Here is a 13299-nt window from a genome sequence, read left to right as displayed (position 1 = left end):
GTTCATAATAAGGGGGGAAACGATGGGAACGATTCGCAAAATTGTGGAGGGAGTTCAATTCCCTATGCTTACATTAGTAGCTGGACATAGTGGTGTACATCGAAGAGTTACAGGTATTAACGTAGTAGAGAGCATTGATTTAATTATGTTTTGTCGGCCAAATGAATTGGTCGTCACGACAGGTATTAACTTATCACAGCAGGAAGATTCCTTAGAACAACTCGTTAAGTTAGCTTATAGCAAAAAAGTAGCAGGATTTATTATCAATATCGGCCCTTATATTCCTGCCATTCCTGAATCTATCATCGCTTTTGCTAACGAGCATGATTTCCCTGTTTTTCAAATGCCTTGGCATTGCCGCGTAGCTGATTTATTAAAAACTACTTTTCAATTTATAGCTAACCATCATCAAGAACATTCCATTGAAGAAAGGGTACTTTACAATTTACTTTTTCACTCCAAAAAACAGATGGATACGAGGAAAGTACAACTGGCGCAACTTGGATTCCCACAAGGTAGAGAACTTGCTATTATCACTTGCACAACAATAGGTGCACAATCTAGCATTGACCGCTATGAAGTGATGATCCAATTTGCCTTTCAACATCGTTATAAACGCTTTTTAAAACTAAAACATAAAAATCACCTCATTTTTTTAATTGACCGAGCGCAAATTAATACACCGAACATCCCCTTCTCAAAAGTAGTTGAAGAAATCTATGAAAAAATCAAACAAAAAAATGGCTTTCTCGATATCATTATTGGCAAAGGAAACTATCAAAAAGAACATGAAAATATTCGTAAAAGCTATGAAGAATCGTTAACCGTTATCCAATTAGCACAGCTTCATAACAATCGTTTTTTGTACAAATATAAAGATATCGGTGCCTACCAAATTATTATGGCCGTACAAAACCAACCATTAATGCAATCCTTTAGCCATGATATTTTAGGTCAATTACAACGATACGATGAACTGCACAATACGGATTATATAGCCTTTTTGCGCATATTTCTCGAGGAAAATGGGAGTACAAGTAAAATTAGCGAACGGCAATTTATTCACCGTAATACTGTGCTATATAAAATTAAAAAAATAGAATCAATGTTAGATATGGATTTAACAAATCCATTTACCAAAACCAATCTCTACTTAGCATTTTTAATTGAAGATGTCTTAACACATCAATAATGAATGAGATACTAAGTTTATACACCTCGTTTTATATATCAGAATTTTCTATTAATAGATAACCCTTCTAAATTATTTTTCCTATTCATATAAAGTATTATTGACGTAGCCTTTAAACGTCATAGATTACCCCCACCTGTTGGTATAAGGGAAGTTGCGACAATAGGGTACTAGAAAGTTAAACAGATAAAGCATAACAAAACTACTTATCGTCGTATCGTTTTCACAATGAATAGAGTAAGAATACCTTATGTAATGTTTTTAGTGCATATAAACGAAGGAGGAATAATGAGGATGGTAACGAATACGGACGTAAAAGAATTAGGGCATTTTATTAATGGCACCGTAGTGGCGGGTCAAAGCGGGCGCTTTTCAAATGTCTATAACCCGAGTACAGGAGCTGTCATTGCCCATGTCCCACTTGCTACAAAGGAGGAGGTTCAACAGGCAATCGCTACTGCTCAAAATGCCTTTCCAGCTTGGCGCGCACTTTCAGTTGGCAAACGGGCGGAGATTGTACTGAAGTTTCGACAATTACTAACAGCACGTATGGACGAATTAATTGACATGATTTGTACTGAAAGTGGCAAAACCATTGAGGATGCTAAGGGTGAAATTACCCGCGGTTTAGAGTCAGTGGATTTGGCAATTAATGCTCCTCATTTAGTTAAAGGGGAATATTCGGTCAATGTAGGCGGAAATATTAATGCCTATTCTACAAAAGCGCCCCTTGGCGTTGTGGCGGCAATTTCTCCTTTTAACTTCCCAGTGATGGTGCCACTTGCCATTACAAGCATGGCAATTGCAGTAGGAAATGCCGTTATTTTAAAACCGTCTGAACGTGTTCCTTGCTCTGCCCTCTTGCTTTCAGAGCTGTGGAAGGAAGCTGGCTTGCCTGATGGGATTTGGACGGTCATCAATGGTGATAAAGAGACGGTAACCGAATTATTAGAAAATCCTTCTGTTGAAGCGATTTCTTTTGTCGGATCAACACCAGTTGCTGAATATATTTACGCAACAGGCTCAAAATATGGAAAACGAGTAACAGCATTAGGTGGTGGTAAAAATAATATGGTGGTCATGCCTGATGCCGATTTGGAACAAGCTGCAAATGCCTTTTTAGGGGCGGCATATGGGGCGGCTTCTCAACGTTGTATGGCGATTTCAACAATTATTCCAGTCGGTGATACAACGGCTAACAAGCTTGTTAAAATATTAGCCGATAAAATTGCCAATTTAAAAGTAGGCCCTTACACGGATCCAGAAGTAGATTTTGGTCCTGTTATTACACAACAATCGAAGGACTCCATCATCGGCTTTATCGATCGTAGTCTTCAAGAAGGTGCTACAATCGTGTGCGATGGTCGCCAACCCGATATCTCAAAAAACTCTAAAGGATTTTACTTAGGGCCAACTCTATTAGATAACGTCAAGCCAGGGATGGAAATTTACGAACAGGAAGTATTTGGACCTGCACGAAATGTCGTACGTGTACAAACATTGGAAGAGGCGATAAGCTTAATTAATAACCATGAGTTAGGAAATGGCGTCACGATTTTTACAAATAATGGTGCTGCTGCGCGTAAATTCACTTCTGAAATAGAAGTTGGGATGGTAGGCGTTAACGTACCTATTCCAATTCCCGTTGGCTACCATAATTTTGGTGGCTGGAAACGTTCAAAATTTGGCGAAGGTCATATGTTTGGGCCTGATCAAGTACGCTTCTTTACAAAGGCTAAAACAATTTCCGAAAAATGGTTTGAGGATACGAACGAGTCTGCATCCTCTTTTGCCTTCCCAAGTAATAACGACTAATAGGAGGAGCCGTTTCTTTTTTTGAGGCGGCTTCTTGTTATTAAAAAACTGACGCACCCAAAGGGCCATCAGTTTTAAAAAGCTTACATTTTTTTATTTCCTGAATCCTTTTTCTTCGCTTTTGGCACGTCTGTAAAATCGGCTTCTTCCCCAGCTTCCATACCATAACTCGGATTGTTGTGAATACGAGTATGTGCATCGAAGTCTTCTTCCTCATCTAAACGCTTCATAAGGATTGGGATTGATATAAGCCCAGCAATTCCGACAAGTGCATAAATCCATCTCGACAATACGGCTGTTTGACCGCCAAATAAATATGCGACTAAATCAAATCTAAAAAATCCTATTAGTCCCCAGTTAATTGCACCAATAATTACGAGAACTAAGGCAATCCTATATACTACACCCATTTGTAGCACCTCCTTCCTTCTGTTGTTCCAGCGAAGCAATCATTGTATGGTAATGACAAACCTTTACCATTCTTAAACGCAACACTGTTATAACTGTCTTGGCGATAACGCCAAAATTACTTGCCATTTCTTGAATGTGCAATGTAAATTTTTTACAACACTCATGATGACGGTCTTATTTTTTGCAATAACCGTTTTTTTATACAAAGAGCAATTTCAGCTCGTCGAGAAGAAATTGTTTTCATCAAAATTTTTTGCAATACAAAAATGCACTAATAAAATTCATTAGTGCGTAAATGCCATTTAAAATGATGTTCATTTCATCTAACGAAAGATTTACGTTACTATCCATTAAGTACCTCTTCTTTTTCAGCAATTTTTATAAAAATGATGTATTCTCTGTCTCCACTAATCATGTTGCATTTTTTAGGATACTTCATCCTAAAATGCTGGAAACGTTGAACACCCCTCGTTCCTCATTCTTTTCTTATGGTCTAAGGTAACATTCGATAATATAAAAATCATGTATTTTATTGGTAAATTCAGAAAATAGCAAATAAAATATGGTATATTACTTAAGGTATATTCTTCTTAAGGAGCTAATACCCTAAGTTGCTAAGTATTACGTATCATTCTATTACGATTAATTGAATGACTTATTTATGAAACGTAGGTGAAAGAAAAATATGAAAAAGAAAATTGTAATAAAAGTTATCGTTATGATTGCAATGTTCGCGACATTAAGTACGGTAATGCTATTTCCTTTAAAAAGTTATGCCACAGAACTTTCAGAGCCTATTGTATTAGGGCAATACTTTGATATTTTTCGTGATCCTTCAAAATCCATTACAATTGAGGACATCTTATCTGGTGATTATGATCAATCCTTTGAGACAAGTAACCAAAATTATTTGTTTTTTTGGCATACAAACGATACGATTTGGCTAAGGCTCCATACCGCAGAAATTATGGATAATAAACAAGGGCCCTATTGGCTAGAATCTATTGATAAACTAGACAATGTTGAATTGTTTTTAGTAAAAGAAGATGGTTCTTATGACCAACAAAAGAGCGGAGTTGCCCATATAAACGAGCAAAAGATTGACTACCGTTCGAATGTCTTTACTATAACAGACCCATCTACTACAGCTATTTATGTAAAGTTAGATGGCGTTCTTCCAAAAAGTTTTATGTCCTATTTGTATACAACAGAGGGCTTTTTAGAAAAAATCATTTCATATAAATTTTTCTCGGGTATGTTTTATGGCTTTATGTTTGCCTTATTAATATATAATTTATTTTTGTTTTTTTCTTTAAAAGAAAAAGCGTATTTTTATTATGTCTTGTATATGCTAAGTTTTATTTTTTATCAAGCGACGATGAACTCCTTAGATTTGGAAATTGCAGGTCATTTCTTGCCAGAATGGTTTTTTATCCGATCGTTAGTGATCAGTAGTAATTTTTTACTGATATTTATGATTTTATTTTCCAAAGAGTTTCTAGAGTTAAAAACATATTTACCGAAGTATCACTTACTCGCAAATATTTTATTATGGCTTTCAATTTTATCACTTATTGCCGTATTTATTATTCCAGATGTTGCTATTGTCAATAATTTCACAACCATTTTTGCAGTCGTAGTACTTTCCTTTCTTTGGTTATCTGGACTCCTTGTATGGTTAAAAGGACAAAAAATGGCTCGTTTTTATTTGATTGGTTGGTCAGTTTTACTAGGGTCTGTTATTGTTCAAGCGTTAGCCTTTTTAAGTATCATTCCATTTCATCCAAGAATATTCGAGGATATACCAGCAATTGGAGCTACTTTTGAAGCAATCTTTTTATCACTAGCACTCGGGGATAAAATTAATCTTATTAAAAAAGAACATCAAAAAATGCAGCAAATGTTAACTGAAACGCTTGAATATAAAGTACAGGAACGAACGCAAGAGTTAGAAAAAGCAAGGCAAGAGCTTGAAAATATCGCCAATACTGATAAATTGACGCAAATACCAAACCGAGTCCGCTTAGATGATGTATTGGATGAAGCATTAAAGCAAGCACAAAATCATGCAACGCCTCTTTCTATTATTTTGCTCGATATTGATTATTTTAAAGCCGTAAATGATGAATTTGGTCATCAAGTTGGGGATATTGTATTGATTAATGCAGCGGAGTTATTTAAAAAATCTATTCGGGAACAGGATACAATCGGTCGATGGGGTGGTGAGGAATTTTTAGTTATTTGTCCTCAAACCACATTACATGAAGCACTTCAACTTGCTGAGCAGCTCCGACATCAACTAGAGAATTATCAGTTTCCAATCGTAAAGCAAAAAACGAGTAGCTTTGGTGTAACCACTTATGTACATGGGGATACGCTTACAACATTATTAACAAGATGCGATCAAGCATTGTATCAAGCAAAAAATAATGGACGTAACTGTGTCGCGTATTTACATAATGAAGAAACGACAGTTCCCCATTTCATTTAAAAAATCCCTTCTAGCCTCATGCTAAAAGGGATTCTTTTTATTTCTGCCAATTACTTAATTCCTTCAGCAATTCAGGCAATTGGAGTTTCTTGACATCTATAGGCGGTAATGCATGAATAAATTCTTTGCCATAAGATTTTGTGCTAATACGGCGATCTAGCACAATAAATGCGCCCTTATCTTGGGATGATCGAATTAAACGGCCAAATCCTTGCTTAAAGCGCATAATTGCTTCCGGTAAAGATAGCTCCGTAAAGGAGTTGTGCCCTTGTAATGTTAGATGTTTGGCTCGTGCCTTGAACACTGGCTCCTCTGGTGAAGAAAACGGTAGTCGTACAACAATGACAGAAGAAAGTGCATCACCAGGAACGTCTACCCCTTCCCAAAAGCTGTTTGTGCCAAATAGCACTGCTTGGTTGAACTTCTGAAATGATTTAAGAATGCGCATTCGACTACCACCTGTGACACCTTGTGCAAAGAGCATATAGTCATCGAGAAGCTCACTATCTTGTATCAGCTCAACTGTTTTTCTTAACATATCTTGGGCAGTGAATAACACAAAGCAACGTCCTTCTGTCATGCGAACCGTGCGTGTAATCGCATGTGCCACTGCTTCAATATAATCTGCCTGCGTCACCTGTTGAATATCTGGCATATCTGTGACAATAAACGCTTTTGCACCAGAATAATATGATGCTGGTGCTTGTAACTGCATAACTTGGACACTATCTGAAATGCCAAGCTGACGTGTAATAAAGCGTTCATTTCCTGGTACCGTTAAAGTGCCTGAAGTCCAAACGATACTTGCTTGTTTACGAAGTGGCGCCATTACTTTTTCTATAATTGGTGTAACATTAACTGGCTTCTTATAAACATGCAGACTGCCAGGGACACTGCGTAAATCAAATTCAAACCAAACGGAATGTTCGTCCTGATGTAAAAGGAAAATTTCCTCCCATTCCGCAATTCTTAGCTTCAACTCTCGAATCCAATAGTGCCACTCAGATAAAATAAAAACCTCATTTTTGTCTAACTGTTCAATATTATTTTCAAAAGCTTTACCAGCTTCCACCGCGAGATCAAGCCAGTGCTGTAATAGTTTGCTGACTTGTAAAAGCGGCTCTTTTGCTAGTGATACATCCTCTAAGAACAGGGTCCATTTGCTACTAGCCTGTTTGCCTCGAACTTGCTGTTGCATTTTTTGTACAGCATGCCCAATGGTGTCATCGAAAACGCGCTGTAATCGAATAAATTGTTTGTCAAGTTGCTGTAAACTTTGCATTGGGATGCGCTGTTTCTTTTTAGCTGCCTGACTGAATTGTTGAAAGAGCGCTGTATCTTCCATTGTTCCAATTTGGCCAAAAATATATTTCCATTGTGTGTAGGAAAAGACGGTTTCATCTTGTTGCATAGCTGCTTGAATAACTTGATGCGCTTCATCGATAATCCACCCATCGATTTGTCTAAAGATTGGTGTTTGACGAACTAAATCACTAATGACCATCGAATGATTTGTCACGATGCAATCCGCTGTCGTACTATTTTTTAATGCTTGCTCATAAAAATCAAAGCCCTTTGTCGGTTTCTCCTCAGGCAATTTGCGAATTTTTTCTAAAAAAAGCTGTCCCCCACCGGAAACATTAAGTTCACTTAATACGCCTGTCTGCGTTTTTGTCAGCCAGACAAGCAACTGTAAAATGGTAAATGTATCATCATATGATTCATCTGCATATGCCATACACTGTTCAAAGCGAGCAAGGTCGATATAATGTTGCATGCCTTTCAGTACAGCAACGTTTACTTTTGTATCAAGAATTTTTTCGATTTTTAGTAGTTCTTCTTCTACAAGTTGCTCTTGTAGATGTGCTGTATACGTACTAATCGCAATTTTTTTATTGTTAGCCCGCGCATATAAAATACTAGGTAAAAGATAACCGACTGTTTTGCCTATGCCTGTCGAAGCCTCAATCACACATTCTTCTTTGTCATTTAATGCTTGCCAAATCGTATCCATCATCGTAAACTGCGCAGGTCGTTGCTCGAAGTTGGGCATAGCTTTTGTCATCAGTGCTTCTTTTTCATTTATTGTTTTTGGATAAGGTGCTAGCTCGGATTTTAGAACCCGTTTTTGACGACCATCACAAATTGCAATATTGCGATAGTACGTAATATTTTCATCAGTTGTTCTATGATGACGTTTAAGTTGTAATGCTTCAAAGAAAAGCTGGGACAAATTAGATTTTAAACGGAATGAACGTTTATGCATTTGTTCGAGCGTTAGTTGTGGAAGGCTTAGAAGCTCTTTCCAACTACGTTTAAAAAGTTCAGCCGTTGCCAGCGCATCATCATCCGCTCTATGCGCATTTTCAAGTTCAATATTTAAGTCTGCGGCTAAATCACCTAGCTTAAAGCTAAGAGACATGGGAAATAAAATTTTTGCTAGTTCAACTGTATCCATTTTCTTACCATGCCATTTTGGTAAACCCGCTCGTTTAAATTCTGCTTGTAAAAAGGATAAGTCAAAATCCGTATTATGCGCGACAAAAACACAATCGGAAATTAATTCGTATATGTAGTCGGCATGTGCCTCGAACGGCAAGGCATCTTTCACATCCTCGTCCGTTATATGCGTTAAATCTTGAATAAAGGACGGAATCGATTTCCCTGGATGAATAAATTTTGTATAGGTGCGTTCTATTTTCCAATCCTTCATAATGACAATGGCAATTTGAATCATTCGGTCACCATTTGCTGGAGAATGACCTGTCGTCTCCAAATCAACTATTGCATACTTTTGACTTTCCATCATACATCTCAACTCACAGTTCACATTAGATAGATGAATTTTATCATAAATACATCTCGCAGGTCATCCTTGCGCCATTTCAATAAAAAAATGCACGAGAATCATATGAATTATGCGAATTTTGCGAATCGTTCTGGTGACTGGCACCCAAAAAAATCCACTTCGCTTTCTGCGGATACACCGTTAGCGAAGTGGATTTTACTAAAAGAATTGTGTGGGTGACTGGCACTACAATACAGTTGCTTCTGGCTCGTAGGCAATCATTTCTTTAATGGTATTGCCTTCTCCCATAATGGCTACTGTCGGTTTATGGTCCTTAGCCTCTGCATTATCCACATAAACATAAGAAATAATGATTACAATATCTCCACGTTGTACGAGGCGCGCTGCTGCCCCATTGACACAAATCACGCCTGATCCGCGCTCACCTGCAATAATATACGTTTCAAAGCGCGCTCCATTGTTATTATTCACAATATGCACTTTTTCATTTGGTAACATTCCAACGGCATCTAAAATATCCTCATCAATTGTAATCGAGCCTACATAATTTAAATCCGCTTCCGTTACAGTAGCACGGTGGATTTTACTATTCATCATCATTCGTAACATGTTATTTTCCTTCTTTCACATTAAAAATACAATTATCAATTAAACGTGTTTGGCCGATGTAGACGGCGGCTGCCAAAAGAACTTGTTCCGTTTGGGCTGTTACAGGCAGAAGATCCGGATAAGCCAATAATTCTATATAGTCAATTTTGCCATGTGTGCGTGCTGCGATATGAGCTTTTGCCTTTGCAAGGGCTGCTGTTGCATCACCATTTGCTAAAAAGCTATGTTGAGCCAGTTGCAAAGCCTCATAAATCGCCGGTGCTTCTGTGCGGTCCACCTCGTTCAAATATACATTACGAGAAGACTTCGCTAAGCCATCTTCCTCTCGGACAATTGGTACAACACGAATCTCTAAAGGAAAATGGTAATCTCGCACCATCGTAGAGATAAGTGCCACTTGTTGGGCATCCTTTTGTCCAAAGTAAGCACGTGTTGGCTGTGTTAAATGAAACAATATTGAGACCACCTGTAAAACACCATCAAAATGCCCTGGACGGCTTGCTCCGCATAGAAGCGTTGCCTGCTCACCTGCGCGGATACGAATACCACCATCATGCGGATATATCTCTTCCACACTTGGTGCAAAGATTATGTCTACACCGACAGATTGTGCTAAAGCAGTGTCCCTTGCCAAATCACGAGGGTAACTTTCAAAATCCTCATTTGGCCCAAATTGTGTTGGGTTAACAAAAATGCTCATCACAACAAGGTCATTTTCTGCACGAGCTTTTGATGCTAATGTTAAGTGACCTTCATGTAAAAAACCCATTGTTGGCACTAGTCCAATTGTTTTTTGTGCTCGTTTAGCTGCTTGAATTTCTGATGTCAGTGCTTTGATTGTAGTAATGACTTTCATTTACTTTACGCCCCCGTATAACTGATCCAATGCTTCTTCTTTCATCGTAAAGGAGTGGTTTAATGTTGGAAATGTCCCTGTCTTCACAGCATTAACAAAACTTGCAATGCCGCTGCTGGCTTCACTTCCCATATCAGCAAATTGTGCTACAAATTTTGGCACATGGTGCGAACCATAGCTCAGCATGTCATGGAAAACTAATACTTGTCCATCAGCCTCAATACCCGCCCCAATACCAATTGTCGGAATCGTAAGTGCTGCGGATACTAAATCCGTTAGTTGATGTGGAATACATTCTAAAACAACTGCACATGCGCCTGCCGCTTCACATTGTTTGGCATTTTCAATAAGTTGAGCTGCCTGTTCCGCGGTTTTCCCTTGCACCTTATAGCCTCCAAGCACACCTGCTAATTGCGGTTGCAAACCTAAATGTGCAACGACTGGAATACCTGCTGATGTTAATTTACTAATCACTGGCACGACATCTCCTGCACCTTCAACCTTAAGGGCATCTGCACCCGTTTCTTGCATCATAGATACCGCTGTTTTTAACGTGTCATTGACATCCCCGTGATAAGAACCAAATGGCATGTCCACGACAACAAACGTATTTTTTGCCCCACGACGGACAGCTTTTGCATGATGAACCATATCGGCTACTGTCACTGGCATCGTAGAAGAATAACCGAGTACAACCATTCCAAGTGAATCTCCCACTAAAATCATATCAACGCCGGCTTGCTCGGCAAATGTTGCGGAAGGATAATCGTAGGCTGTTAGCATCACGATTTTCTCCCCATTTGCTTTCATCTTTAAAAAATCTGATGTTGTCTTCATTGTGTAGTCCTCCTTTTTTAAGGAAAGAAAACAAAAAAGACCTTTCTATTCCTAAATTTGGACAGAAAGGTCATGAGTTCGTTCAGTACCGTTTTTTCCTCAGATGCATGATGAGGTTTTAACGTTAATTAGGCAGATAAAAACTAGTCGCGACTTATCATTTGCGATTAGGTTCCCCACTCAATCAAGTTAAATTTTGAACGTATCGTTTTCTTCCGTCCCTGTCTATAAAAGATCAAGGCAGATATTTGTTGTAAATTGTAAAACGCTGTTGAAGGTGCCGTTCACAAGGATACTGCCCTTCAGCCATTACTATAACAGATTCACTAGCTAATCTTCAATTAGTTTTTTCTAGCAATTCACTACAAGGAGCATTTATTTGTAAAGATAATGGTAAAAAAAATTGACAAGTATATACTATACGTCATATACTATCCACATACTATACAACATATAATATAAAACCTTGTATAGGTAATAGAATGTGAGGTGGAAAGATGACATTTCAGCTTGGCTCCGCATTACTTGACGCTTGTGTACTTGCCATTGTCGATAAAGAGGATGCATACGGTTACTCGTTAACACAGCAAGTGCAATCTGTGATGGATATATCCGAATCAACGCTGTATCCGGTATTACGTCGTTTACAAAAAGCTAATTATCTAACAACGTATGACCAACCCTATCAAGGACGAAATAGACGGTATTATCAAATTACCGAGCAAGGGCGTAAACGATTGCTCGAGCTTTTACAGGAATGGCAAATGTATAAACAAAAAGTTGACTGTGTACTTTTAGGAGGGAAATTAGATGGATAGAGAAAGCTATTTAAAAAAGCTACGAGGGAAATTACGGCGTCTTCCAGCGCATGAACTAAATGCAGCGCTTGTCTACTATGAAGAGTATTTTGATGAAGCAGGCGTAGAAAATGAGCAACAAGTTATACAACAACTAGGCTCTCCTTCTGTTGTGGCCTCACAAATAATGGCTGATTTTGCCTTAAAGGATTTAGATGCGACACCCGCTTCTACAAAGAAAAATATGACGGCTATTTGGCTTATTATTCTTGCAATCTTGTCGGCACCACTATCTTTACCATTACTTGCCGTAGCGGTAGCACTTATTATATCGGTTGGAGCAGTTATTTTTAGTTTTGTTATTGCAATCGTTGCAATGGTATTAAGTATTTTTTTTGGCGGTATTGTAGCACTTATTTCAGGAGTGCTCGTATTAACTGAACACTGGCCAACCGCATTACTCTTTATAGGCATAGGATTAGTAGTAACAGGTTTAGGCGTCCTGCTTTTCCCAATCGTTGCCCGCTTACTAAAGAAAATTGGTATGGTTTGCGTGGAAGTATTAGCAAAATTGTTCCATAAAATGACGAAAAAGCACAAGGGGGGACTATAGATGACTTCACGACATAAGCTCATCGCTTTTAGTATGATTACTTTAGGGATTTTACTTGCCGTCGTTGGTTTTACCTCTGGTGGTAAATGGGTAATTGTAAAAGGGGATAACGGCTTCTCTGTACCAAGTAATATTGGGCTCGAAAAGAATTCCCATACAATCGAAGCATTTTCAGATATCCATGTAATAAACAACTATGGAGATGTTGAAATACTTCAGGGCGATAGCTACACATTAGAAACAAATGTTGTTAAAAACACAGATGTATCTTACAGCATGGATAATGGTACATTAACAGTTGAAACAAAAAGTAAAGGAAAAAATGGCGTCACATTTGGCATTGGAACGTTTCAAACACCTTCTATCATCATTACTGTGCCAAAAGATGCAAAGTTAAATTCGCTTATAGTAGACAGTGATTTTGGCGATACGATGCTTCAAGGACTACACTACCAACAGCTAACTATCAAAGGGGATTATGGGGATATCCTACTCCAAAATATTACTAGTGACAAAACGGAGATTACACAGGCTTTCGGGGATTTGACACTCGAACAATTCATCAGTAATGGCTTTGTTGTTGAAAGCGAGCATGGAGAAATTGATATAGAAGGAACACTTAACGGTCAATCACAAATCACTTCTAACTTTGGGGATACAACGTTAGACTTGCAAAATAAAAAAAGTGAACTAGGCTTTGAGTTAAAAACAAGCTTTGGGGAGATTACAGTGAATGATCGTGAGCACAATAGCAAGGCTTCACAACCTCTTGAAGGACATAATCAGCTAAATGTGTCTCTGTCACATGGGGATTTAGAATTATCCTTAAACTAAACGTCACATAGCCTCAGCGCTCATCATGAAACGTT

Annotated in this window: 11 protein-coding genes; 6 read left to right on the top strand and 5 right to left on the bottom strand. The window is 38.2% G+C overall.

Annotated features, from left to right (window positions below; translation table 11 throughout):
- Positions 1-22: 22 nt before the first annotated feature.
- Together I5435_RS07750 and I5435_RS07745 are read left to right on the top strand one after the other, a co-directional pair.
- A complete protein-coding gene (locus tag I5435_RS07750) occupies positions 23-1192 on the top strand; it encodes a PucR family transcriptional regulator (protein WP_337983532.1) in 1170 nt (389 codons plus the stop codon).
- Positions 1193-1486: 294 nt separating this feature from the next.
- Complete coding sequence (locus I5435_RS07745; protein WP_025219091.1) at positions 1487-3007, top strand: CoA-acylating methylmalonate-semialdehyde dehydrogenase; 1521 nt, start codon at positions 1487-1489, stop codon at positions 3005-3007.
- An 83-nt stretch (positions 3008-3090) separates the two neighbouring features.
- Here I5435_RS07745 and I5435_RS07740 read toward each other — a convergent pair whose 3' ends face one another.
- On the bottom strand, positions 3091-3417 hold the full coding sequence (locus tag I5435_RS07740) for a DUF378 domain-containing protein (protein ID WP_024364242.1): 327 nt from the start codon (positions 3415-3417) through the stop codon (positions 3091-3093).
- Between the two features lie 686 nt (positions 3418-4103).
- On the opposite strand from I5435_RS07740, the gene I5435_RS07735 reads away from it, so the two are divergent.
- The gene (locus I5435_RS07735) at positions 4104-5909 is read left to right on the top strand and encodes a sensor domain-containing diguanylate cyclase (RefSeq protein WP_024364243.1); all 1806 of its coding nucleotides are present in this window, start codon (positions 4104-4106) and stop codon (positions 5907-5909) included.
- A gap of 37 nt (positions 5910-5946) precedes the next feature.
- Here the strand turns inward: I5435_RS07735 and dinG are convergent, their stop codons facing one another.
- The 4 genes from dinG to panB all read right to left on the bottom strand — a co-directional run bounded on the left by dinG (position 5947) and on the right by panB (position 11020).
- A complete protein-coding gene (dinG, locus tag I5435_RS07730; protein ID WP_337983531.1) occupies positions 5947-8718 on the bottom strand; it encodes an ATP-dependent DNA helicase DinG in 2772 nt (923 codons plus the stop codon).
- Between the two features lie 225 nt (positions 8719-8943).
- A complete protein-coding gene (gene panD, locus I5435_RS07725; protein ID WP_024364245.1) occupies positions 8944-9327 on the bottom strand; it encodes an aspartate 1-decarboxylase in 384 nt (127 codons plus the stop codon).
- 1 nt (position 9328) lies between these two features.
- Positions 9329-10183 carry a pantoate--beta-alanine ligase gene (panC, locus tag I5435_RS07720; RefSeq protein WP_024364246.1) on the bottom strand — a complete coding sequence of 285 codons (855 nt, stop codon included), beginning with the start codon at positions 10181-10183 and terminating at the stop codon, positions 9329-9331.
- On the bottom strand, positions 10184-11020 hold the full coding sequence (gene panB / locus I5435_RS07715; RefSeq protein ID WP_024364247.1) for a 3-methyl-2-oxobutanoate hydroxymethyltransferase: 837 nt from the start codon (positions 11018-11020) through the stop codon (positions 10184-10186).
- A gap of 497 nt (positions 11021-11517) precedes the next feature.
- Here panB and I5435_RS07710 point away from each other — a divergent pair, with 497 nt between their 5' ends.
- The 3 genes from I5435_RS07710 to I5435_RS07700 are packed head-to-tail and all read left to right on the top strand — an operon-like array spanning position 11518 to position 13264.
- Positions 11518-11838 carry a PadR family transcriptional regulator gene (locus tag I5435_RS07710; protein WP_024364248.1) on the top strand — a complete coding sequence of 107 codons (321 nt, stop codon included), beginning with the start codon at positions 11518-11520 and terminating at the stop codon, positions 11836-11838.
- Positions 11831-12430, top strand: coding sequence for a DUF1700 domain-containing protein (locus tag I5435_RS07705; protein WP_108030412.1), 600 nt, complete (start codon positions 11831-11833; stop codon positions 12428-12430). The genes I5435_RS07710 and I5435_RS07705 overlap by 8 nt, the downstream gene beginning before the upstream one ends.
- A complete protein-coding gene (locus I5435_RS07700) occupies positions 12431-13264 on the top strand; it encodes a DUF4097 family beta strand repeat-containing protein (protein WP_337983530.1) in 834 nt (277 codons plus the stop codon).
- Positions 13265-13299: the final 35 nt, after the last annotated feature.

It is taken from the genome of Lysinibacillus sp. C5.1 (assembly GCF_016350185.1).
Classification (GTDB): Bacteria; Bacillota; Bacilli; order Bacillales_A; family Planococcaceae; genus Lysinibacillus; species Lysinibacillus sphaericus.
Note: the sequence above shows the minus strand (reverse complement) of the source record. Positions and strands in the feature narration are given on the sequence as shown.

Excerpts from the sequence above, each read along its gene's own strand:
- I5435_RS07750 (WP_337983532.1), top strand. The coding sequence starts at position 23 with ATGGGAACGATTCGCAAAATTGTGGAGGGAGTTCAATTCCCTATGCTT.
- I5435_RS07745 (WP_025219091.1), top strand. The coding sequence starts at position 1,487 with ATGGTAACGAATACGGACGTAAAAGAATTAGGGCATTTTATTAATGGC.
- I5435_RS07740 (WP_024364242.1), bottom strand. The coding sequence starts at position 3,417 with ATGGGTGTAGTATATAGGATTGCCTTAGTTCTCGTAATTATTGGTGCA.
- I5435_RS07735 (WP_024364243.1), top strand. The coding sequence starts at position 4,104 with ATGAAAAAGAAAATTGTAATAAAAGTTATCGTTATGATTGCAATGTTC.
- dinG (WP_337983531.1), bottom strand. The coding sequence starts at position 8,718 with ATGATGGAAAGTCAAAAGTATGCAATAGTTGATTTGGAGACGACAGGT.
- panD (WP_024364245.1), bottom strand. The coding sequence starts at position 9,327 with ATGTTACGAATGATGATGAATAGTAAAATCCACCGTGCTACTGTAACG.
- panC (WP_024364246.1), bottom strand. The coding sequence starts at position 10,183 with ATGAAAGTCATTACTACAATCAAAGCACTGACATCAGAAATTCAAGCA.
- panB (WP_024364247.1), bottom strand. The coding sequence starts at position 11,020 with ATGAAGACAACATCAGATTTTTTAAAGATGAAAGCAAATGGGGAGAAA.
- I5435_RS07710 (WP_024364248.1), top strand. The coding sequence starts at position 11,518 with ATGACATTTCAGCTTGGCTCCGCATTACTTGACGCTTGTGTACTTGCC.
- I5435_RS07705 (WP_108030412.1), top strand. The coding sequence starts at position 11,831 with ATGGATAGAGAAAGCTATTTAAAAAAGCTACGAGGGAAATTACGGCGT.
- I5435_RS07700 (WP_337983530.1), top strand. The coding sequence starts at position 12,431 with ATGACTTCACGACATAAGCTCATCGCTTTTAGTATGATTACTTTAGGG.